Raw genomic sequence first — 21,210 nt, forward strand, 5'->3', positions numbered from 1 at the left:
TCAGTACGCCTGGCCGTAAACGCCACGCGACTGGTCACGGACGATCTTGCCGTCCTCCAGCTCCACGACACGCTTGCGCATGGAGTCGACGATGGCCGCGTCGTGCGTGGCCATGACGACCGTGGTGCCAGTCCTGTTGATGCGGTCGAGCACCTTCATGATGCCGATGCTCGTCGCGGGGTCGATGTTGCCCGTGGGCTCGTCGGCCAACAGGATCATCGGCCGGTTGACGAACGCGCGGGCCATGGCGACGCGTTGCTGCTCGCCGCCGGACAGCTCGTCGGGCATGCGGTGGGCCTTGCCTTCGAGGCCCACCAGCTCGATGACCTCGGGCACCACCTTGCGGATGAACCGCCGGGGCTTGCCGATGACCTCGAGGGCGAACGCCACGTTCTCGTAGACGTTCTTGTTCGGCAGGAGCCTGAAGTCCTGGAAGACGCAGCCGATGCGGCGGCGCAGGTGCGGCACCTTGAAGTTGGAGAGGCGGGCCAGATCCTTCCCCGCGACGTGAATCGCGCCGGAGTTGGGCCGCTCCTCCTTCAGGATCAGACGCAGGAACGTGGACTTGCCTGACCCCGAAGGGCCGACGAGGAACACGAACTCGCCCTTGTCCACGTCAACGGAGACGTGGTCGAGAGCGGGCCGGTTCTGGTTCGCGTAGACCTTGGTGACATTATCGAAATGGATCACGAGAGCATCACGGCATGCCAGTCTAGGGGTCAGGACGGAAGCGAGGGTGGCACATGCCCACTTCCCGCCGCTGGCCGATCGGGGACCTCGTCTTTACTGATGATCGACGTTCCGATTGGCCAGAGCACAGTCTAGGGGGAAGACTGGCATGGAACGTCCATAACGGAAACAAAACGATTGTGCGGCTACACTTGGGGCTGTCATGAGTTGTGAACACCTCGTATGCGCGCAGTGCGCCCACCCCGTGATCGAGGGACGCTGCGCCCTCTGCCGCGCCAACAGAGAGCGGATGCACCACCACGGCTTCGCCGGGCTGTCACCCGCCCTCATCATCCTGCTGCTCGTCGTCCTGCTCTTCGCGAGCCTGGCGCTCAAGCACCTCAGCGGGCTCTAGGGCCCTAGGACTCCGCCCCCGACTCCTGCCGCCGCATCCAGCGGATCTCCGACTCGATGAACCCGTCGAGGTCGCCGTCCAGCACGGCCGACGGGTTGCCTGCCTCGGTGCCCGTGCGCAGGTCCTTGACGATCTGGTAGGGGTGCAGCACGTAGTTGCGGATCTGCGTGCCCCACGACGTGGTCGTCGCGCCACGCAGCTCCGACATCTTCTCCGCCTCCTCCTGCCGCTTGCGCTCGAGCAGCTTGGCCTGGAGCACGTTCATCGCGCTGGCGCGGTTTTGCAACTGCGAACGCTCGTTCTGGCAGGAGACGACGATGCCGGACGGCAGGTGCGTGATCCGCACGGCCGAGTCGGTCGTGTTGACGCCCTGGCCGCCGGGGCCGCTCGAGCGGTAGACGTCGATGCGGAGCTCGTCCTCGTTGATGTCGATGTGGTCGGTCTGCTCGACGACCGGCACGATGTCCACACCGGCGAACGACGTCTGCCTGCGCCCCTGGTTGTCGAACGGGCTGATGCGGACCAGACGGTGGGTGCCGTGCTCGCCACGCAGCGTGCCGTAGGCATAGGGCGCCTTGATCGTGAACGTGGCCGACTTGATGCCGGCCTCCTCCGCGTAGGAGGTGTCGTAGACCTCTGTGGCGTAGCCCTTGCGCTCGGCCCACCGCAGATACATCCGGAACAGCATCTCCGCCCAGTCGGCGGCGTCCACGCCGCCGGCCTGTGAGTTGATCGTGACCAGTGCCTCGCGGGCGTCGTATTCGCCCGAGAGCAGGGTGCGTACCTCGAGCGCGCCGATATCGGACTTGAGCGACTCGAGCTCCTTGTCAGCCTCGGCGCGCGTGTCGTCGTCGCTCTCCTCGGCCGCCAGCTCGTAGAGGACGGTCAGGTCGTCGAGGCGGCGCGCGACGCCCTCGACGCGGTTGAGCTCTCCCTGGAGATGGGAGAGCTTGCTCGTGACCTTCTGGGCCTGCTCAGGGTCGTCCCAGAGGTCGGGCGCGGCAACCTGCTGCTCCAGCTCTGCGATCTGCTTGCGCAGCGCGTCGAGGTCGAGCACGTCCTGGATGCTGCGGACCGTGCCCGCGAGCTCGTTGATCTCTTCTGCCGGATCGATGCCTGCCACGTCTCCCTAGGGTACGCGCCTCGCGGGAGAACTCCGTCCTCCAACCCGGGACCCGCCCAAGGCGTCGCCTTCCCGCGCACCCAATACGATGGCGACGTGCGTGTATTCGGGCGGCGGAAGGTGCTGGCGCTCGCCGCCGGCGTGCTGGCCGCGGCGAGCGCCTGCACGGGCAATGCGCCGCCGCCCTCCCCCTCGAAGCAGGCCGTGTCCGCCTCCTCGACGCCCACGCCCTCCGCGAGCGCGGTCGCGATCACCAGGGCCGAGGCGGCCAAGGAGTTCCACGACATCCTGGTCACCGACGACGCGCTGCGGGTGAAAAGCGACGAGGAGGACCTGGAGGGCCGCCTGGACCTGGCGGCCAAGGACCTCACGACCGGCGGGCAGGTGCTGCTGACCGTGGCGGCATACCTGTCGACCGACTACGCGCCGCCCCGCTACAAGTGGGGCCCGCCCACGCTCTACGTGCCCAGGTTCGTCCCAGAGGAGAAGGCGCCCTGGTTCAGCGCGCTGGCGACCCGCGACGGGCGGCCGACGCTGCTGACGTTCGCCAAGTCGGCGGACGACTGGCGGCTGAGCTCCGTGGCGCAGCTCCTGCCGGGACAGCAGCTGCCGGAGATCGAGCTGGACGCCGAGGGCTATGCGACGGCGCTGGCTCCCGACGACAAGACCGTCACGATCAGCCCGCAGTTCATGCAGCCCGTGCACGCCAGCGTGGCCGAGACCGGGACGGCCGGGGTCACGGCCGGGCTCCTCGCGCCGGGGCCCTATACGACCGAGGTGGCCGAGCAGATCGCCGAGCTGCGGCAGAAGGCCAAGGGCGACAGAAAGGTCGGCGGCTACAGCTACGACTCGATCTTCAGCGCCGACAACTTCCCTGTGTACGCGCTGCGCACCAAGGACGGCGGGGCGCTGATCCAGTATTCGCTGTCGCGGACGTCGACCACGACGACGAAGACGGCCGAGGACGACTACATCCCGGTGCCGGAGTCGGCCCGATGGGCGATCAGCGCGCCGGTGCTGCGCCGCACGCTGCGCCTGATCGAAACCCACCAATATGCCACTGCCGTCCCGCCGCTGTCCCGCCCCTCCGCGGCGGCCGTGATCGCCCACGAAGGCGCTCTCACCCGGGCCTCCGGTCAATAACACCCAAGAAGAGGCCATTTTTACGGCAAGCCACCTTGCCCGCACACGCTAAGCAACCGCAGTTGACTAACCTTCCTTTAGTCAACTACGGTTGCTTGCATGCCGGCAGATGATGTTTCCGTACCCAAAGACCCCGCGGACGCGCTCGCGGCCGTGATGGCGTTGCGGCGCCTGGCCGACCAGTTGGAGGACGCCGCCGTCGAGCAGGCCATGCGGGCGGGCTGGAGCTGGCCCGACGTGGCCGAGGCGCTCGGCGTCACCCGGCAGGCGGTCCACAAGAAGCACTCCAAGCGGCTCATCGCGGCCGGCGTCACGTTGAGGAGACGACAATGAGCGCGATCGACCACTACATCCAGGCGATCATCGTGGGAGGCGGGGCGGAGACGCTGGAGGACGGCTCCGCGGTGATCGAAGCGCACCATCTCCTGCTGGCGATCGCCACGCACGAGGGCACCGCCGCGCACCGTGTGCTGCTCGCGGCCGGCCTGGGGCGGCAGGCGATCAGGGAGGCGCTGGACCGGGAGTTCGAGCACAGCCTCAGCACGGTGGGGGTGTCCCTCGCCTCCTACGACCTCCCGAAGCCGAGCCGCGACCCCAAGCTGCCGAAGATCGGCGCGTCGGCCAGGCTCGCCCTCGAACGCGGCTTCGCCGCCGCCACCGGCAAGAAGGACCTGCGACCCGCGCATCTGCTGCTCGGCATCCTGGACACCGAGATCGGCACCGTGCCCCGCGCACTCACCCTGGCCGGCGCCGACCGGGCCGGCCTGATGGCACGCGCCCGGGAGACCCTCGCGCACGAGAGTTGGTAGCTCGGGTCTCCGAGCTACCCGATTCACCACCCCCATCCCCCTGTCGTCCCGGCCCTTGCCGCGGACCGCCCACGCGTAGCGATGCGGTCCGGCCGGTTCGGGTCGCGACCAGTCATGCCCTCGCGACGGGTGCCGCCGGCACGCGTCCCGTCACGGGGACGTCCGATCACGAAGAGAGGTCATTTCATGACCATGAGCGACCAAGCCGCGCTCGGCGTCGACGGGCTGCGCATGCGCTACGGCCCGGTCGACGTGCTGCACGATGTCACGTTCCAGGTCCGCCACGGCGAGGTCGTGGCCCTGTTAGGGCCGAACGGGGCGGGCAAGACCACCACGATCGAGATCCTGGAGGGCTTCCGCACCCGCTCGGCGGGCCGGGTCGAGGTGCTCGGCGCCGATCCCGCGCACGGCGACGAGCGGTGGCGGGCCCGGCTCGGGGTCGTGCTGCAGTCCTGGCGCGACCACGGCAACTGGCGGGTCCGCGAGCTCCTGGACCACCTCGGCGGCTACTACGCCGGCTACACCACCCCCCACATCCGGCGGCCGTGGGACGGCGCCGAGCTGATCGAGGCGGTCGGCCTCACCGGGCAGGCAGGCAAGAAGATCAAGACCTTGTCCGGCGGCCAGCGGCGCAGGCTGGACGTGGCGATCGGCATCGTGGGCCGCCCTGAGCTGCTGTTCCTCGACGAGCCGACCGCATCGTTCGACCCGCAGGCCAGGAGCGAGTTCCACGACCTCGTACGCGGCCTGGTCGACGCCCACGAGACCACCGTGCTGCTCACCACCCACGATCTGGACGAGGCCGAGAAGCTGGCCGACCGCATCGTCGTGCTGAACGGCGGCCGGATCATCGCCGACGGCACGGCCGGCGAACTGGCGCGGCGGATCGCCGGCGAGGACGAGGTGCGCTGGCTCCTCGACGGGCAGCGATTCGTCCAGAAGACAGCGGACTCGACCCGGTTCGCCCAGGACCTGTTCGCCCGGTACGGCGACGACGTCCAGGAGCTCGAGATCCACCGGGCCTCGCTGGAGCAGACCTATCTCACCCTGGTCCGCCAGGCCGAATCGACCCCGGAGGCGAGCCGATGAACCCCACCACGACGGCACTGCGCGCGGGGTGGTCCCGCGGCCTGATCGAGTTGCGCCAGTCCTTCACCAATGGGCCCGAGCTCTTCTCGCATCTCCTCTGGCCCGGCCTGATGGTGGCCACCATGTTCTTCATCAGGGACCTGTCGTTCGGCTCCAGCGGGCTCCTGCTCAGCACCCTGGCCCTGCCGAGCATCCTCGGGATGAACGCCGCGGTCGGCATGATCAGCATGAGCCAGCAGCTGACCGCCGACCGCGAGGACGGCACGCTGCTGCGGGCCAAGGCGACTCCGCACGGCATGCCGGCCTACCTCATCGGCAAGGTCATCTCGGTCTCCGGCGGCCTGCTCGCCGATCTGATGATCTTCCTGGTGCCCGGCGTGCTCATGGTCGACGGCCTGGCGGTCGGCCCGGGCTCCTGGCCCACCCTGGCCTGGGTGCTGGCGCTCGGCCTGGTCGCGACCTTGCCCATCGGCGCGGTGCTCGGCTCGGCGTTCGCCAGCGCCCGGGCCCAGGGGTTGCTCCAGCTGCCGTTCCTCGGCGTGATCGGGATCTCCGGCATCTTCTATCCGATCACCGCACTGCCCGAGTGGCTCCAGTGGATCGCCCAGATCTTCCCGGTCTACTGGATGGGGCTCGGCATGCGCTCGGCCCTGCTGCCCGACGCGGCGGCGGCCATCGAGATCGGCGAGTCCTGGCGGCACCTGGAGACCGCCGGCGTGCTGGGCGCCTGGGCGGTGCTCGGGCTGCTCGTGGCGCCGGTGGTGTTGCGGAGGATGGCACGCGGGGAGTCGGGGTCGAGCGTGGCCGCCCGCCGCGAGCGCGCCCTGCGGCGCGTCGGCTGAGCACACGCCTGGGAGCGGCGCCGTGACGGCCCATGGCGCTGCGGCGGCGGACAGAGCCGTCGCAGCGCCGATGGCGAAGGGCTACGCCTCCGTGTGCGGGAGGTTGCTGGCGGCCACCAGCGTGCGGATGGCACGCAGCGCGACCGAGAGCGTGGCCAGGTCGAAGTTGTCGCTCTCCCAGATCTCCGACAACGTCTGCCTGGCCCGGGAGACGGCCGCGGAGTTGGCCTCGGACCAGCGGGCCAGCCGCTCCTCCGGGGGCAGCCCCGGCTTGCTGTGGGCCAGCACATCCCTGGTCAGCGAGGCGTGCGCGGCGTACAGGTCGTCGCGCAGGGCCGAGCGGGCCATGGAATTCCACCGGTTGTCCCTGGGCAGGGCGATGATCCGCTCCCTGAGGCGGGCCATCTGGAGGCGGTCGGCCAGGTCGAAGTAGACCTCGCCGACCTCGTTGACCGGCCGTCCCGTCAGCGAGGAGACCTCGACCAGATCCAGCGTGGAGTACGCGGGCACCGTGCCGGCCACCCGCTCGGCCAGCTCCAGCGGCACGCCCCGGGCCACGAACGAGTCCCGGCGCTCCTCGTACGCCGCCAGGTCGGGCCCGGTGAGCATCTTCGGGATGTGCGCGACGAGCCCGTTGACGCCCTTCATGAAGAAGCTGACGGACCCGGCCAGGTCGAGCGGCGGGCGCCGGTTGACCAGCAGCCAGCGGGTGCCGCGCTCGACGAGCTTGCGGGCCTCCAGCAACATGGCGATCTGGACATCGGTGTTCACCTTGTTGTCCAGCGACTCCACGGCCCGGTAGAACGACGGCAGGTCGAAGACCTCCCGCGCCACCAGCCAGGCCCGCGCGATGTCGGGCGTCGAGGCGCCGGTCTCCTCGGCGAAGCGGTGCATGAACGTGGTGCCCATGGAGTTGACCAGCTCGTTCACCACACAGGTGGTGATGATCTCCCGCCGCAGCGGGTGCCCGTCCATGTAGGTCCTGAAGCGTTCCCGTAGGTCCGACGGGAAGTACGACACCAGCCACGACTCCAGGTACGGCTCGTCGGGCAGGTCGGAGGCGAGCAGCTCGGCGTCGGCCACCAACTTGGTGTAAGCCAGCAGGACGGAGAACTCGGGCGCGGTCAGCCCGAGTCTGGCCTGGCGGCGCTCGGCCAGCGTCTTGTCCGAGGGCAGGAACTCCAGCTCCCGGTTGACCAGCCCTTCGCGCTCCAGCCGCCGCAGGTAGCGGGCGTGGATGTGGAGCATCTCGACGGACTGGGCACGGGCGGCGGCCAGGACCACGTTCTGCGCGTAGTTGTCCCGCAGCACCAGCGCCGCGACCTCGTCGGTCATCGCGGTGAAGACCTGGTTGCGCTGCTTGTCGGTCAGCTCGCCGTCCCGGACCACCTGGTCGAGCAGGATCTTGATGTTCACCTCGTGGTCGGAGGTGTCCACCCCGGCCGAGTTGTCGATGAAGTCGGTGTTGACCAGCCCGCCGTTCAGCGCGAACTCGATCCTGGCCAGCTGGGTGAAGCCCAGGTTGCCGCCCTCGCCGACGACCTTGCAGCGCAGATCGGTGGCGTTGACCCGGAGCGCGTCGTTGGCCTTGTCGCCCACGTCGGTGTGGGACTCGGAGGCGGCCTTGACGTACGTGCCGATGCCGCCGTTCCACAGCAGGTCCACCGGGGCCCGCAGGATGGCACTGATCAGGTCGTTCGGCGCCAGCGAGCTCACCCCGGCGGGGATGCCGAGCGCCTCGCGCATCTGCGCCGTGATCTGGATGGACTTGGCGGTACGCGGGAAGACGCCGCCGCCCGCCGAGATCATCTTGGTGTCGTAGTCCTCCCACGAGCTGCGCGGCAGGTTGAACAGGCGCTGCCGCTCGGCGTAGGAGCGGTCGGCGTCGGGGGACGGGTCCACGAAGATGTGCCGGTGGTCGAACGCGGCCACCAGCCGGATGTGCTGCGACAGCAGCATGCCGTTGCCGAACACGTCGCCCGACATGTCACCGATGCCGGCCACCGTGAAGTCGGTGGTCTGCGTGTCCACACCCATGGTGCGGAAGTGGTATTTGACCGACTCCCACGCGCCCCGGGCGGTGATGCCCATGGCCTTGTGGTCGTAGCCGACGGACCCGCCGGAGGCGAACGCGTCGCCCAGCCAGAACCCGTAGTCCTTGGCCACGCCGTTGGCGATGTCGGAGAAGGTGGCGGTGCCCTTGTCGGCCGCCACGACCAGGTAGGGGTCGTCGCCGTCGTGCCTGACCACGTCGGGCGGCGGCACGACCTTGCCGTCCACGAGGTTGTCGGTGACGTCCAGCAGCCCAGAGATGAAGGTCCGGTAGCAGGCCACGCCCTCGGCGAGCAGAGCCTCGCGAGTGCCGCCCACTGGCGGACGTTTCACGACAAATCCACCTTTGGACCCAGTCGGGACAATGACGGTGTTTTTCACCATCTGAGCCTTAACCAGGCCCAATATCTCCGTCCGGAAGTCCTCCATCCGATCGGACCACCGCAGCCCGCCGCGTGCCACCTTCCCGAATCGCAGATGCACGCCCTCGACCCGGGGCGAGTAAACGAATATCTCGAACTTCGGCCGCGGCAGCGGAAGCACGCTGATGGCCTGCGGATCGAACTTAAGTGAAATGTACGGTTTGCGCCGTCCATTTACCGTTTGGAAGTAGTTCGTCCTCAATGTCGCCTGAATCATCTCCAGGTACGCCCGCAGGATGCGGTCCTCGTCCAGCGAGGCCACCTCGTCCAGCGCCCCCAGGGCCTCCTCGTGCAGCGCGTCCAGGAGCTCGGCCCGCACGTCGTCGCTCCGCCGCGGATCCAGCCTGGCCTCGAACAGGCTCACCAGCAGCCGCGCCAGCCGCACGTTGCCGTTGAGCACCCGCTCGATGTAGGACTGCGAGAACGTGCTCCCGGCCTGGCGCAGGTAGGTGGCGTAGACCCGCAGGATCTCCACCTCCTCCCAGGTCAGCCCGGCCCGCAGGATGAGCGCGTTGAAGTCGTCGGCCTGCACCCGCCCCTTCCACAGCGCGGTGAGCCCGTCCTGGAAGAACCGCTTGAAGTCGTTCCTGTCCACCTCGTCGGAGGGCGTGTAGCGCAGCCCGAAGTCGTAGATCCAGGCGTTCTTGGTGTTGGGGTCGTTGTCCCGGTCGATCTCGTAGGGCCGCTCATCGACGACCTCGACGCCGAGCCGCTGGATCAGGGGCAGCGCCTGGGACAGCGAGATGGGCGAGCCGACCTTGTAGATCTTGAGCCGCCGCTCCCCCTCGGTCGCGTCGTACGGCTCGTAGAGGTTGATCCCAACCTGCTCGTCGTCGCCGGCGGCGACGAGCTCCTCCAGGCGGCGCAGGTCCACGACGGCCACCTTGGGCGGGAAGTCCGCCTTGTATCCCTCGGGGAACGCGGAGGCGTACCGCCGGGTGAGCGCGGGCGACTCCTCCTCGGCGGTCATCTCCCCCAGCGCGGCGGCCAGGTCGTCCTCCCAGGAACGGGTGAGCGCGGCCAGCCTGGCCTCCAGCTCCTCCACGTCTCCGCTCGGCGGCGGCAGCTGCCTGCCCCGCTCGCCCCGCACCACCACGTGCAGCCGGGCCAGCACCGACTCGCCGATCATCGCGCTGTAGTCCAGCGACTTGCCGCCCAGGGCCTTGAGCAGCACCTCCTGCATCTTCAGCCGCACCTTGGTGGTGTAGCGGTCACGCGGCAGGTAGATCAGGCAGGAGATGTAGCGTCCGTAGTCGTCGCGCCGCAGGAACAGCTTGACCTGCTTGCGCTCACGCAGCCGCAACACGCCCATGGCGATCGGCAGCAGCTGCTCGACGGAGGTCTGGAACAGCTCGTCGCGCGGGAACGTCTCGAGGATCTCGATCAGGTCCTTGCCGTCGTGGCTGTCGGGCTGCAGCCCGGCCGCGTCGAGCACGTCGGCCAGCTTGCGCCGCAGCACCGGGATCCTGGAGATCGACTCGTTGTAGGCGACATGCGTGAACAGGCCGAGGAAGCGCCGCTCCCCGATCACCTCGCCCTCGGGCGAGAACGTCTTGACCCCGATGTAGTCGAGGTAGGTCGCCCGGTGCACGGTGGCACGGGAGTTGGCCTTGGTGATGATCATCAGGTGCTTCTCGCGTGCCTTGGCCCGCACTTCGGGCGGCAACACGGAGAAGCTGGCCGAGCCGGGCCTGTCGTCACGCAGGATGCCCAGCGCCGCCCCTGGCAGCGAGCGCAGCGCCTCGCCTTCGTCGGTGTCCTCGAGCCGGTATTCCCGGTAACCGAGGAAGGTGAAGTGCCCGTCGGCCAGCCAGCGCAGCAGGTCGATGCTGTCCTCGACCTCCGCGGGCTCCAGCGGCGGCGGGTTCATGCTCAGGGCTTCGGCGGTCTGCACGGCCAATCCCCGCATCTTCCTGAAGTCCTCGACCGCGTGGCGCACATCTTCGAGCACCCGCTGGAGGTCGGCCTCGAGTCCCTTGAGCACCGCGGGATCGGACTGCCGGTCGATCTCGATGTGCATCCACGACTCGACCAGCATCTGGCCGGTGACGTCCTCCTGGCCGCGGCCGAGCATGCGGCCCGTCATGTCGCGGCGCACCCGCATCTGCGGGTGGACCACCAGGTGGGTGCCCAGATCGTGCCGGTCGAGCTCCATCGACACCGAGTCGACGAGGAACGGCATGTCGTCGGTGACCACTTCGACCACCGAGTGGCCCGGGTCCCAGCCGTGCTCCTCCAAGGTGGGCGCATAGGCCCGAACCACCGCCCGGCCCTGCGGGCGCACCTCGGCCAGCTGGCGTTGCGACATCGCAGGGCCGTACACGTCGACCGGGTTGCGGTCGAGCAGGTCCTCGGGCGCCACGTGACGGTAGTAGAACCGGAGGAAGGACAGCGCCTCCTCGGTGGTCACGTGTTCGCTGCTCGCCGCACAGCTCTCGGCGGCTCGCTGCAGCAGCTCATCCTTGGCCTCGTCGAGGGGCATCGTAGGTCTCACTCCTTTGTGAGGGTTCGCCGTGGCGTTCATAGCCAGGCCCTTAGTTCCCACAGCAGCGGGAAGTAGTGCAGGCGCGCCCTACTGCGCAGATAGGGTGCGCCGGTCGAGCCGCCGGTGCCGGACTTGGTGCCGATCTGGCGTTCGACCATCTGAACGTGACGCATCCGCCACAGTGCGGTGGTCTCGTCGTGGGTGAGGAGGTCCTCGGCCAGCTGCCACAGGTCGTCGTGGGACCGGCGGTCTCTGGCCACGGCCAGCAGCGAGGCCATGATCTCGTCGTCCGAGACCGGCAGGCCACGCTGGGCGAGGGCGGCCAGGTAAGCATCCCACAATGTGGGCTCGTCCAGCCTGCGGCGCAGCCTGGCGAGATCGGTGTCCGAGGCATGGCGGAAGCTGCCGACGTAGCGCTCGTCCTTCAGCCCCGACAGGAACTCCAGCTCGCGGAACTGCACCGACTGGAACCCGCTGGCCGGCGCCAGCTTCGCGCGGAACTCCAGGAAGTCCTGGGGCGTCATCGTCTCCAGGACCTCGATCTGCTCGATCAGCACCCGCTCGACCGCGTGCACCCGCTGGAACAGGTGCCTGGCCTGCCACAGCTCGCCGCCGAACATGGCGGCGCGAGCGGCCTCCAGCTCGTGGAGCAGCAGCTTGAACCACAGCTCGTAGACCTGGTGGATGGTGATGAAGAGCAGCTCGTCCGGCACCTCGGACTGCGGCTGCTGCTGCGCGAGCAACGCGGGCAGGCAAAGGTAGCCGCCGTACGACAGCCGGCCGCCTTCCTCTCCGAACTGCCGATCCGGGGGACCGGGCGCATCACCCTCGATGCCCACCGAACACCTCCCCCTGAACCACCCGGCTTTTCCGGTTGCCGGGCGTAAAGCCTCGCCGTACCGATACCACCCGAAAAGGGGACAGACGTCAACGTGACATGGACATCGGGGGGTCGTCGTCGGAGGCCGAGGGGGTGTTCTTGAGCGCGTCGAGCTGATCGGGCAGCTCGGCGAGCTGGATGAGCTCCGCCTGGCACTGCTCGCACGTGTCGAGGTGGCGTTCGAACGCCTCGTGCTCCTCTTCATCGAGGACACCAAGGACGTAGGCGGCCACCTCGTCATGCATCAGCCGGCTACCCCCTTGTCCCGCAGCAGCTCGCGGAGAGCCCGGATCCCGTAGTAGAGCCGGGACTTCACCGTGCCCGGCGGGATCCCCAGAATCTCCGCCGCTTCACTTATCGTACGGTCTCGAAGGTAGGTCTGCTCAATGACTTCGCGGTGTTCTTCGGACAGACTGCGGAGCGCGTCGGCGACAACGATCGCCGAGAGGGCTCGCTCCGAGCCGTCGGGCACCGCCATCATGTCGACTTCGGGCGGTTCGACCTCGTGAGGCCGCACGCTCTTCCGCCGACGCCCATCGATAACGATGCGGCGGGCCACTGTCAGTAGCCACGCCCATATGAGGCTTGGTTCCCATTGCAGTCTTGCCGAGTTACGCCAGGCTCTGACGAGCGTCTCCTGCACGACGTCTTCAGCCCATTGAAGGTCGTTACCTGTAGATTTGCGTACGTGGCGCAGCAGAGGGCCGCCGAACTCCTGGTAAAGCACCGCAATGCGATGCTCCGCCTCGGCATCCGCACTCTCGAACCTGCCGTCGAGGTGACCTAGCACGGGGCACATCTTTACACCTTTGTTATTGGTTCGGTAGCCACTCCGATAACTCCAGTCATTTCTAACTATCTCCGGCCATAGGTGAACCTGGCCCGGGGAGCCCGCGTACCTCCGACCATGCACAGGCTTTTGCGTGGCGAGCTCTTCATGCTCGGCGGCTTCGTCCTAGCCGCTGCGGTGACGATCGTGCTGGTCATGCCGCCGTCGATCGACCCCGCGGCCGCTCAGTTCACTGAGACACCCGCGGGACCGCTCACGGCAGCCGACCGCGACCTGCTGGTCAAGGTGCGACAGGCAGGCCTCTGGGAGATGCCCGCCGGCGACTACGCCAGGACTCGCGCCGAGTCCCCGCGCGTGAAGGAAGTCGGCAGGCTGATCATGGAGGAGCACGCGAGGCTGGACCAGTTGACCCGCCAAGCGGCGAAGAAGCTCGGCGTGGCCCTGCCCGACGAGCCCAACGCCGATCAGCAGCGGTGGCTTGCGCAGCTGGCAGCCGAGAGCGGCCCTGCCTTCGACAAGGACTACGTGAACCTGTTGCGTGCCGCGCACGGCAAGGTCTTCACCGTCGTGGCGGGCGTACGGTCCGGGACCCGTAATTCCGAGATACGGAAGTTCGCCCAGGAAGGCATCAACTTCGTCATGCGCCACATGGCGTATCTGGAGTCCACCGGCCTGGTCGACCACACCCAGTTGCCCGAGGCCCCAACGCCCCCGCCTGCACCACCCGTCGCTCTGGCGGTCGAAACAAGGAGACACATATGAGTAGATCCAGACGCATGGCCGCGGCCGTGTCCGTCCTGGCCATGGCGGCCACCGGGCTGGTGTCCGCGGCCGTGATCGGCGTCGGCCCTGCGATCGCCGACCACTGCGTCCCCGGAGAGGCCACCGCGAGCCCGAGTCCCTCGGCGCAGCAGCGGAACGGGAACCAGAACCAGCAGGATCAGGACCAGCAACAGGATCCAGGCCAGCAACAGGACCAGGGCCAGCAGCAGGATCAGGGCCAGCAGGGCGCTGACCAGCAGCAAGGCACCGGCCAGCAGCAGGACGCCGATCAGCAGGCTCCCCAGGGCGGCGGCGCCGCGATCCTGGACCCGGCCGCGTCTCCCGCCCCCGAGGGCGACGGCCAGACGCAGGCCCCCGAGGGCGACGACCAGGCCCAGGCTCCCGAGGAGGAGCAGAGCGCCTCGACGTTCTCCCGCCGCGGCCGGCCCACCAGGACAGCCACACCGACCCCGACCCAGTCCGAGACCCCCGACGAGCAGCCGAGCGGCACCGCGTCGCCCTCGCCCACCGAGACCGGGAACGGCGAGGAGGAGGCGTGCGCCGACCTCGGCCCCTTCCCCGAGGACTTCATCGACATCCGCCAGGTCCCGCCGCGCCAGCTCGGCGCGCGGATCGGCAGGAGCGGCTCGCGCGGCACGTTCGTCTCCCAGTGCGGCCGCAACGAGAACCGCCACAACAACCCCGACAACTTCATCGTCGCCCCCGGCGTGAGCAACGGGGCGCACCACCTGCACGACTACGTGGGCAACGTGTCGACGGACGCGTTCTCCACCGACGAGAGCCTGGCGGCGGCGGGCACCACCTGCCGGCTGAACGACCGGTCAACCTACTTCTGGCCCGTGCTCAGAGACCGCAACTCGGACCAGAACTCCAACGACCCCGACGGCAACGTCGGCCAGGTGCTGACGGCCCGCGCGGTGCAGCTGCAGTTCCGCGGCAACGCGACCTCCAGGGTCGTCGCCATGCCGAGGTTCCTCAGGCTGATCACCGGTGACGCCAAGGCCGCCACCAACGGCGGGGCCAACGCGCGGGCCGCGTGGAGCTGCACGGGATTCCAAAACCGTATAGCGACCGACAAATACCCGCTTTGCCCGCGCGGCAGCCTCGTTCTTCGTATTCTGGACTTCCCCAGTTGCTGGGACGGTCAGAACACCGACAGCGCCAACCACCGCACACACGTGGTCTTCCCCGGCCAGAACGGTGCTTGTCCTCAGGGCACCCGGGCGGTTCCGCAGCTTCGCATGACCCTCGCGTACTCCGTGCCGCAGGGCCAGTCATTCGCGGTGGACGCCTTCCCTGAGCAGAAGCACAACCCGGTCACCGACCACGCCGACTTCGCCAACGTCATGCCCGATCGGCTGATGCGCTTCGTCGTCGATTGCATCAACCGGGGCCGCCGTTGCTGACCCTGAAAACCGCGCCCTGAAGGGCAATTCCGCCTTCCGAGTCGCACCCTCACTCGACCTTGGAGGGAATGAGATGCTCCACAGACGACACCCCCGGCACGCTCCCACGATGCTGGATACCCGAAGCATCCGGCTGGGAGCAAGCGCGACCGTCATGGCCCTCCTGCTGTCGGCGTTCGCGCTGACCAGGACGGAACGTGGCATCACGCTGCTCGGCCGTGGGGTGAGCTTCCTCGAGTACTACGCGGGCGTGTTCGGTCTGGTGCTGCTGACCGCGACGGTCGCACTCGGCATCATCACCACGGAACGCGTCTTCCTGTCGCCGGCCAACCGGGTCAGGGCACAGCTCGCGCACCGGGCCACCGCCCTCATCGGGCTGGCCTATCTGGTCACGCACATCTCACTCATGATCAGTCTGGGGCACGTGCCGCTGGGGGCCGCGGTCGTGCCGGTGGCCGGGATCTACGTGGCACTCGGGACGCTGGCCTTCGATCTGATGATCGTGGCCGTGGTCACGGGAATGCTCAGGGGTCGTTTCGCCGTACGGGCCAAGCCGTGGATGTGGCGGGTGCTGCACTCGTCCGCGTACGTGGCCTGGCCCATCGGCATCATGCACGGACTGACGGCCGGCCGCCCGCCGGCCGGATGGGTGGCCTGGTCCTACGTGGCCAGCCTGGCGGCGGTCGGCGGGGCGCTGATCGTGCGCGTGCTGGCCTCGCTGCGCCGGCCGCCGGTCGTACCCGAGATGGTCGAAGCGCCCGCGGTGACCTCCCCCGCCGCCGTCGGCGTGCCCGTCGAACGGCCGGAGACGGCCGCGACGCGGAACGCGGCCGCCGCCGAGGCCGCCAGGGCGGCCGCCGAGTCGGCCAGAACGAACGCACCGGTGAGCCTCGCCGAGGCTCGACGCAGATACCGGGAGGCCGGATGAACCCGAACGTCATCGCAAAGGAGCGACCGTGATTCCGGCTCGAGTGCCACGGGTGTTACGCATGGGTCCGGCCCGGCTGACCGCCGGGCTCGACCACTGCCGCCGCCTCGACCTGCCCGCCCACCGCACGCTCCACGGCGTCGTGGAGCCGCGCACGCTGGACGAGCTCATCTCGTACGCCAACGAGGTGGACATGCGCGGGCGGGGCGGCGCCGCCTTCCCCTTCGCCCGCAAGCTGCGGGCCGTCGCCGACGCGGTGGGCCCGGGCGGCGAGTGCGTCATCCTCGTCAACGGGGCCGAGGGCGAGCCGGCCAGCTCCAAGGACGCCATGCTGCTCACCCGCAACCCCCACCTGGTCCTCGACGGCGCGGTGCTGGCCGCCGAGGCGCTCGGCGCCCGCGAGGTGGTGCTCGCCACGGCCGGGGGCGAGGTCGCCGAGGCGTCCGTCGCCGCCGCCGTGGCCGAGCGCCGGGCCGCGAACGTGTCCGGCGGGGCCGAGAGCCGGGTGCCGATCCGCGTGGTCGGCATCAAGGAGCGCTTCATCTCCGGCGAGGGCGGCGCGCTCGTCAACGCCGTGAACGGCGAGATGGGCATCCCGCCCGGCCGCAAGAGGCGGGCCGCGACGAGCGGCGTGGACGGGCTGCCGACCCTGCTGTCCAACACCGAGACGTACGCGCAGCTCGCGCTGCTCGCCGAGTACGGGCCGCAGAAGTACGCCGAGGTCGGCACCGGCAAGGAGCCCGGCACGATCCTGCTCACCGTCAGCGGCGGCGCGGCCCACGGGGCGGTCATCGAGACGCCGACCGGCACCATGCTGGCCGACGTGCTCGACCTGTGCGAGGCCGAGATCGGCGACGGCGTGCTCATCGGCGGCTACCACGGCGCGTGGGTGTCGGCCGAGGCCGTCCAGACGGCCGTGATCTCGCGCGAGGGCATGAAGGCCGCCGGCGCCACCTTGGGGGCCGGGATCATCGTCCCGCTCGGCGAGTCCACCTGCTCGCTGGGCGAGGCCGCCAGGGTCGCCTCCTACCTGGCCGCCGAGTCGGCGGGCCAGTGCGGCCCGTGCCGCCTCGGCCTGCCGGACGTGGCCAGGCTCATGTGCGACCTCGTCGACGGCAAGGGCTCCGTGGACGCGATCCGGCGGTCCGTACGCCTGGTCGAGCGGCGCGGCGCGTGCTTCCACCCGGACGGCACGGCGAAGTTCGTGTTGTCGGCGCTGGACGCGTTCGAGACCGAGATCGCGATCCACCTGGAGCACGGCTCGTGCGGGCGGCCGGTGCGCGGTGTGCTGCCGATGCCCGAGCGCGAGGCCGAGATCTCCTACCGCCTGGAGGTGGATTGGTCCCGCTGCCAGGGACACGGACTGTGCGCGCACCTGCTGCCCGAGTTCGTGGACCTGGACGACTACGGGTTCCCGTCGTTCAGGAGCGTCCCCGCGTGGATGGCCAAGGAGGCGCGGCGGGCGGTCGAGATGTGCCCGGCGCTGGCCCTCCGGCTGGCCTCCAGCAGCGGCGACGGGCACGGCGGACCGGGACCGAAGACGAGCGGGTCGCCGTTGCGGCTGGTCAAGGACGGCATGATGAAAGCAGGTTCGAGTGTGCCACGGCTGACACGGGTAGGCGCCGCTCCGAGCGTGAGAGCCCGAGGGACGGCCGGATGACCTCTGGGTGAACGCATGGGCAGTGCCGAACCCGGTGGGCCATCCGGGCGTCTCACCAGTCGATTGACGTCGATGACGAGGAGGCGCCGATGGACCGCCGGGATTCGCCACGCCGGGAGACGCCCGTGGACCGGCGCGGTTTCCTGCGTGCCGCCGCCCTGGCCCCGCTGGCCGCACTGGCCGCGCCGCCGCCCGACTGGGCGCGGTTGCGCCGGCGGCTGGCGGGGACGCTCGTGCTTCCAGGGGACGCGGGGTACGCCACCGCCCGCCGCCTGTACAACCCGGCCTACGACCGGATCAGGCCGGGCGGGGTCGTGTACGCCGAGAACGCGGCCGACGTGGCGGCGTGCCTGGCGTTCGCGAAGGCCGCCCGCGTCCCCGTCACCGCCCGCTCGGGCGGCCACTCGTACGCGGGCTGGTCCACCGGCACCGGGGTGGTGATCGACCTGTCCAGGATGAGCTCGGTCGCCTACGCGAACGGCCGGGCCACGATCGGCGCCGGCGCCAAGCTGATCGACGTCTACGACCGGCTGTCCCGGCACGGCGTGAGCGTGCCCGCGGGCACCTGCCCGACGGTGGGGATCAGCGGGCTCACGCTGGGCGGCGGGATCGGGGTCGTGTCCCGCAAGCATGGCCTGACCTGCGACGCCCTGGAGTCGGTACGGGTCGTCACAGCGGACGGCCGGGTCCTGGACTGCGACGCCACCCGCAATCCCGGGCTGTTCTGGGCCTGCAGGGGCGGTGGCGGCGGCAACGTCGGCGTGGCCGTGTCCTTCACGTTCCGGACCTTCGAGACAGGCGACGCGACCGTGTTCTTCCTGCACTGGCCGTGGTCCAGGGCGCGGGCGGCGGTGCGGGCGTGGCAGTCGTGGGCCCCGTCGGCGCCCGACGAGCTGTGGTCGTCGCTGCACCTGGCGCGGTCAGGGAGCGGCCTGGACGTGGAGCTCGTCGGCACCTATCTCGGCCGCAAGTCCTCGCTCGACCGGCTGCTGGCCCCGCTCGTGCGGCGGATCGGCCGGCCCTCGTCGCGCTCGGCGCGGACGGTCTCCCATCTGGAGGCCATGAAGATCATGGGTGGCTGCTCGTCGAAGCCGGTGGCCGAGTGCCGGCGGATGCCGCGGACGACGTTCTCCGCCAAGTCGCACATGGCGTACCGAAGCCTGCCCGAGGACGGGATCCGGGCGCTGGTGAGGGGGGTGGCTCGCGGCGGGCGGCACATGGTGCTGATGGACGCCATGGGAGGCGCGATCCGCCGGGTGGATCCGACGGCGACGGCGTTCCCGCATCGGGCGGCGCTTTTCAGCGTTCAGTATTACCAGGACGGAATGGAGCGGTCGTGGCTGCGCGCCCTCCACACCGACATGTCCAAATATTTCGGCATTAATGCCTACGTGAATTACATCGACCCTGATCTGGAAAATTGGCGTACCGCGTATTACGGGCCGAACGCGGCGCGACTGGCCGAGGTGAAGGCCACCTACGACCCCGGCCGGCTCTTCCGGCTCCCTCAGGGCTTTTAGATCTTGCCGCGCACGTACACGCGGTCGCCGATCCCGACAAGCTCGTACAGGCGCTTGGAGACGGCCAGCGGCAGGCGTACGCAGCCGTGCGAGGCAGGCCACGGCGGCACGCGCGTCGCACCGTGCATCGCGACGCCGCCGACGAAGTAGAGCGAGTTGTACATCGCGCCCAGCCGCCCGGTCGTCCAGCCGGGCGCCCGCCGCGTGACGCGGAAGTCCCCGGTCGGGGTGACCGCGTTCCCGCAGTGCCCGTTGAGGCAGAACGGCTGCTCGGCGCCGGAGGAGATGTGTGAGATCAGGACCGGCCGGTTGTGGCGGTAGACGGTGAGCAATTGGTCGCGCAGGTCGATCTCGACCCTGTCCGCACCCCCGTTGGGGACCATGGGGCGGTTGCGGCTCGGCCCCTCCAGCGCCTTCCAGACCTCCGGGCCGACCGTGCCGTTCGGCCTCAGCCCGCCGCTCTTCTGCACGGCCCAGACCGCGAACATGGTCTGCTCGTCGTAGACACCGTTGATCTTGCCGTAGTAGTAGCCGCGGTTATGCAGCCGCTGCTGCAGCAGCGTGACGCTCTCGCCGCGGTCGCCCGGCTTCAGGACCGCCACCTCCGTGCCCGTTTCCTCCTCCGCTCCGGTGGGCGTGCTCACCAGGAAAGGCAGGCCACAGGCGAGAATCAGAGCGGCAATTCCCCGTACCTTTGTGCTCATATATCGACGCGTACCCGGATCGCCGAGAATCCACCTCCAATAGAGGTTTTGGCAAGCAAAAGCTCGTCGATCTAACGAGTCTCACTAAATGCGTCATTTCGGAAATAAGTCGTGAGCGGGTCGGCCGCCGGGCGACCGGCCATCGGCGTCGGTGGCGCATGTCGCCGGGCCCGCCGATCCCGCGGAGGTCTTACCCTAGAACGAGATTCGAGCCAGGAGGTATGCGTGGTCACGGGTGTGCTGATCGACTGGGGCGGGGTGCTCACGACCAGCCTCTCCGACGCCATCGCCAAATGGATCGAAGCGGACCGGATCGACGGCGAGCACTATCGCCACGTGATGCGCGAGATGGTCGACCACGCCTACAACGGCGACGGCGAGAGCACCATCCACGCGCTCGAACGGGGCGAGCTCGACGGGCCCTCCTTCGAGCGCGATCTCGCCGCCCGCCTGCTGACCCTGGACGGGGTGCCGCCGGTGGCCGACGGGCTGCTCGCCCGCATGTTCGCGGGGTTCGAGCGGGTCGAGGCGATGTACGACATGCTGCGCGACGTGCGCGAGCACGGCGTCAAGACCTGCTTGGTGTCCAACTCCTGGTCCAATGAATACCCGCGGGACGACTGGGACGGGCTCTTCGACGCGGTGGTGATCTCCGGCGAGATCGGCATGCGCAAGCCCGAGCCGCGCATCTTCCACTACGCGCTCGGCCAGGTCGGCCTGCCGGGCGAGGAGTGCGTGTTCATCGACGACATCGAGGCCAACATCGTGGCCGCCCGCGCGCTCGGCATGACCGGGATCCACCACCGCGACACGAACTCGACCCTTTCGGAACTCGAGTCTCTCCTACGCCTCACGTTGCGGCGGGCATCATAGTGACCTCAACGGCTGAGACGGATTCGCGACGAAGCGAGGACCTCCGTCTCAGCGCGCCGAGCGGAGCTCGGCCAGAAAGCACGAAAGGTTCCTGATGCGCGTCTATCTGCCGTGCACTCTCCCGGCCCTGGCCAAGGCAGTCGAAGCGGGAGAGCTGGGCCCGGCCCCGCTGACCGGCTACGCGGTGACCCCAGCCCTGACCGAGTGGTACGCCTCGGGGGACACCGAGGAGCTCGAGTACGTCGCACTGACCGAGGCGGCCCGCGCCTCGCTGCGGATGCTGGCCGCCGACCGCGCCGACGGCGTGGCGGCCGCGCCCCGCCGCGTGGTGGTGGCCGCCGAGGTGCCGGACGGCGCGGTCTCCGCGGGCGTCGATCTCGAGGAACGCGCGCGGGTCCGCCTGTCCGAGCCGGTCCCGCTGGCCAAGGTGGCTTCGGTGCACATCGACGATTCCGGCGCGACTCCCGACATCGAGGCGGCGATCGGCGCGTTGCCCGCCGCCGACCAGGGCGACGACGACGCCCGGTTCACAGTGGACGGGGCGGAGGCCCACGAGCTCATGTGGTACGCGACGCAAGAGATCCCAGACCTGCTGAGGTCACCCTCGTCGTGAGCTC

20 protein-coding genes are annotated in these 21,210 nt (G+C 69.3%); 13 read left to right on the top strand and 7 right to left on the bottom strand.

What is annotated here, in order from left to right; all coding sequences use genetic code 11:
- Positions 1–690: a cell division ATP-binding protein FtsE gene (gene ftsE / locus OHA25_RS58235; RefSeq protein ID WP_091079803.1), complete on the bottom strand. Its 690-nt coding sequence runs from the start codon at positions 688–690 to the stop codon at positions 1–3.
- Positions 691–892: 202 nt separating this feature from the next.
- Here ftsE and OHA25_RS58240 point away from each other — a divergent pair, with 202 nt between their 5' ends.
- The gene (locus OHA25_RS58240; RefSeq protein WP_305919237.1) at positions 893–1,084 is read left to right on the top strand and encodes a hypothetical protein; all 192 of its coding nucleotides are present in this window, start codon (positions 893–895) and stop codon (positions 1,082–1,084) included.
- 4 nt (positions 1,085–1,088) lie between these two features.
- Here OHA25_RS58240 and prfB read toward each other — a convergent pair whose 3' ends face one another.
- Positions 1,089–2,207: a peptide chain release factor 2 gene (gene prfB / locus OHA25_RS58245; RefSeq protein ID WP_327585344.1), complete on the bottom strand. Its 1,119-nt coding sequence runs from the start codon at positions 2,205–2,207 to the stop codon at positions 1,089–1,091.
- A gap of 96 nt (positions 2,208–2,303) precedes the next feature.
- Between prfB and OHA25_RS58250 the strand changes: the two genes are divergently transcribed.
- The 5 genes from OHA25_RS58250 to OHA25_RS58270 all read left to right on the top strand — a co-directional run bounded on the left by OHA25_RS58250 (position 2,304) and on the right by OHA25_RS58270 (position 6,090).
- Positions 2,304–3,350: a hypothetical protein gene (locus OHA25_RS58250; protein ID WP_327585345.1), complete on the top strand. Its 1,047-nt coding sequence runs from the start codon at positions 2,304–2,306 to the stop codon at positions 3,348–3,350.
- Between the two features lie 99 nt (positions 3,351–3,449).
- On the top strand, positions 3,450–3,683 hold the full coding sequence (locus OHA25_RS58255) for a hypothetical protein (protein ID WP_305919240.1): 234 nt from the start codon (positions 3,450–3,452) through the stop codon (positions 3,681–3,683).
- Positions 3,680–4,159 (top strand): Clp protease N-terminal domain-containing protein, encoded by a 480-nt coding sequence (locus OHA25_RS58260; protein ID WP_327585346.1) that lies wholly within the window; start codon positions 3,680–3,682, stop codon positions 4,157–4,159. Before OHA25_RS58255 ends, OHA25_RS58260 begins: the two co-directional genes overlap by 4 nt.
- 186 nt (positions 4,160–4,345) lie before the next feature.
- On the top strand, positions 4,346–5,248 hold the full coding sequence (locus OHA25_RS58265) for an ABC transporter ATP-binding protein (RefSeq protein ID WP_442942019.1): 903 nt from the start codon (positions 4,346–4,348) through the stop codon (positions 5,246–5,248).
- On the top strand, positions 5,245–6,090 hold the full coding sequence (locus tag OHA25_RS58270) for an ABC transporter permease (RefSeq protein ID WP_327585347.1): 846 nt from the start codon (positions 5,245–5,247) through the stop codon (positions 6,088–6,090). The genes OHA25_RS58265 and OHA25_RS58270 overlap by 4 nt, the downstream gene beginning before the upstream one ends.
- Positions 6,091–6,171: 81 nt before the next feature.
- On the opposite strand, the gene OHA25_RS58275 is transcribed toward OHA25_RS58270, so the two are convergent.
- The 4 genes from OHA25_RS58275 to OHA25_RS58290 form a co-directional block, all read right to left on the bottom strand.
- Positions 6,172–11,046, bottom strand: a complete 4,875-nt coding sequence (locus OHA25_RS58275) for an NAD-glutamate dehydrogenase (RefSeq protein WP_327585348.1) — start codon at positions 11,044–11,046, stop codon at positions 6,172–6,174.
- 38 nt (positions 11,047–11,084) lie between these two features.
- Positions 11,085–11,888, bottom strand: a complete 804-nt coding sequence (locus tag OHA25_RS58280) for a tryptophan 2,3-dioxygenase (protein ID WP_327585349.1) — start codon at positions 11,886–11,888, stop codon at positions 11,085–11,087.
- Positions 11,889–11,976: 88 nt separating this feature from the next.
- The gene (locus OHA25_RS58285) at positions 11,977–12,174 is read right to left on the bottom strand and encodes a zf-HC2 domain-containing protein (protein WP_305919245.1); all 198 of its coding nucleotides are present in this window, start codon (positions 12,172–12,174) and stop codon (positions 11,977–11,979) included.
- Positions 12,174–12,719, bottom strand: a complete 546-nt coding sequence (locus OHA25_RS58290) for a sigma-70 family RNA polymerase sigma factor (protein WP_127939938.1) — start codon at positions 12,717–12,719, stop codon at positions 12,174–12,176. Before OHA25_RS58290 ends, OHA25_RS58285 begins: the two co-directional genes overlap by 1 nt.
- 117 nt (positions 12,720–12,836) lie before the next feature.
- On the opposite strand from OHA25_RS58290, the gene OHA25_RS58295 reads away from it, so the two are divergent.
- The 5 genes from OHA25_RS58295 to OHA25_RS58315 all read left to right on the top strand — a co-directional run bounded on the left by OHA25_RS58295 (position 12,837) and on the right by OHA25_RS58315 (position 19,016).
- A complete protein-coding gene (locus tag OHA25_RS58295; RefSeq protein WP_327585350.1) occupies positions 12,837–13,481 on the top strand; it encodes a DUF4142 domain-containing protein in 645 nt (214 codons plus the stop codon).
- Positions 13,478–14,908, top strand: a complete 1,431-nt coding sequence (locus OHA25_RS58300) for a DUF1996 domain-containing protein (protein WP_327585351.1) — start codon at positions 13,478–13,480, stop codon at positions 14,906–14,908. Before OHA25_RS58295 ends, OHA25_RS58300 begins: the two co-directional genes overlap by 4 nt.
- A 109-nt stretch (positions 14,909–15,017) precedes the next feature.
- Entirely contained in the window at positions 15,018–15,836 is an 819-nt protein-coding gene (locus tag OHA25_RS58305) for a hypothetical protein (protein ID WP_327585352.1), read from the top strand.
- A 28-nt stretch (positions 15,837–15,864) separates the two neighbouring features.
- On the top strand, positions 15,865–17,496 hold the full coding sequence (locus OHA25_RS58310; protein ID WP_327585353.1) for an NADH-ubiquinone oxidoreductase-F iron-sulfur binding region domain-containing protein: 1,632 nt from the start codon (positions 15,865–15,867) through the stop codon (positions 17,494–17,496).
- 89 nt (positions 17,497–17,585) lie between these two features.
- The gene (locus tag OHA25_RS58315; protein WP_327585354.1) at positions 17,586–19,016 is read left to right on the top strand and encodes an FAD-binding oxidoreductase; all 1,431 of its coding nucleotides are present in this window, start codon (positions 17,586–17,588) and stop codon (positions 19,014–19,016) included.
- On the opposite strand, the gene OHA25_RS58320 is transcribed toward OHA25_RS58315, so the two are convergent.
- Positions 19,013–19,720, bottom strand: a complete 708-nt coding sequence (locus tag OHA25_RS58320) for a L,D-transpeptidase family protein (RefSeq protein WP_327585355.1) — start codon at positions 19,718–19,720, stop codon at positions 19,013–19,015. The genes OHA25_RS58315 and OHA25_RS58320 overlap by 4 nt on opposite strands.
- A gap of 225 nt (positions 19,721–19,945) precedes the next feature.
- Here OHA25_RS58320 and OHA25_RS58325 point away from each other — a divergent pair, with 225 nt between their 5' ends.
- Positions 19,946–20,593: an HAD family hydrolase gene (locus OHA25_RS58325; RefSeq protein WP_327585356.1), complete on the top strand. Its 648-nt coding sequence runs from the start codon at positions 19,946–19,948 to the stop codon at positions 20,591–20,593.
- A gap of 94 nt (positions 20,594–20,687) precedes the next feature.
- A complete protein-coding gene (locus tag OHA25_RS58330) occupies positions 20,688–21,206 on the top strand; it encodes a DUF6912 family protein (protein ID WP_327585357.1) in 519 nt (172 codons plus the stop codon).
- Positions 21,207–21,210: the final 4 nt, after the last annotated feature.

Source organism: Nonomuraea sp. NBC_00507 (assembly GCF_036013525.1).
Lineage (GTDB): Bacteria > Actinomycetota > Actinomycetes > Streptosporangiales > Streptosporangiaceae > Nonomuraea.

Bases quoted from the DNA above. Each gene is read 5' to 3' on its own strand.
- OHA25_RS58240 (WP_305919237.1), top strand. From the start codon at position 893: ATGAGTTGTGAACACCTCGTATGCGCGCAGTGCGCCCACCCCGTGATC.
- OHA25_RS58255 (WP_305919240.1), top strand. From the start codon at position 3,450: ATGCCGGCAGATGATGTTTCCGTACCCAAAGACCCCGCGGACGCGCTC.
- OHA25_RS58260 (WP_327585346.1), top strand. From the start codon at position 3,680: ATGAGCGCGATCGACCACTACATCCAGGCGATCATCGTGGGAGGCGGG.
- OHA25_RS58265 (WP_442942019.1), top strand. From the start codon at position 4,346: ATGACCATGAGCGACCAAGCCGCGCTCGGCGTCGACGGGCTGCGCATG.
- OHA25_RS58270 (WP_327585347.1), top strand. From the start codon at position 5,245: ATGAACCCCACCACGACGGCACTGCGCGCGGGGTGGTCCCGCGGCCTG.
- OHA25_RS58275 (WP_327585348.1), bottom strand. From the start codon at position 11,046: ATGCCCCTCGACGAGGCCAAGGATGAGCTGCTGCAGCGAGCCGCCGAG.
- OHA25_RS58285 (WP_305919245.1), bottom strand. From the start codon at position 12,174: ATGCATGACGAGGTGGCCGCCTACGTCCTTGGTGTCCTCGATGAAGAG.
- OHA25_RS58295 (WP_327585350.1), top strand. From the start codon at position 12,837: ATGCACAGGCTTTTGCGTGGCGAGCTCTTCATGCTCGGCGGCTTCGTC.
- OHA25_RS58300 (WP_327585351.1), top strand. From the start codon at position 13,478: ATGAGTAGATCCAGACGCATGGCCGCGGCCGTGTCCGTCCTGGCCATG.
- OHA25_RS58305 (WP_327585352.1), top strand. From the start codon at position 15,018: ATGCTGGATACCCGAAGCATCCGGCTGGGAGCAAGCGCGACCGTCATG.
- OHA25_RS58315 (WP_327585354.1), top strand. From the start codon at position 17,586: ATGGACCGCCGGGATTCGCCACGCCGGGAGACGCCCGTGGACCGGCGC.
- OHA25_RS58320 (WP_327585355.1), bottom strand. From the start codon at position 19,720: ATGAGCACAAAGGTACGGGGAATTGCCGCTCTGATTCTCGCCTGTGGC.
- OHA25_RS58330 (WP_327585357.1), top strand. From the start codon at position 20,688: ATGCGCGTCTATCTGCCGTGCACTCTCCCGGCCCTGGCCAAGGCAGTC.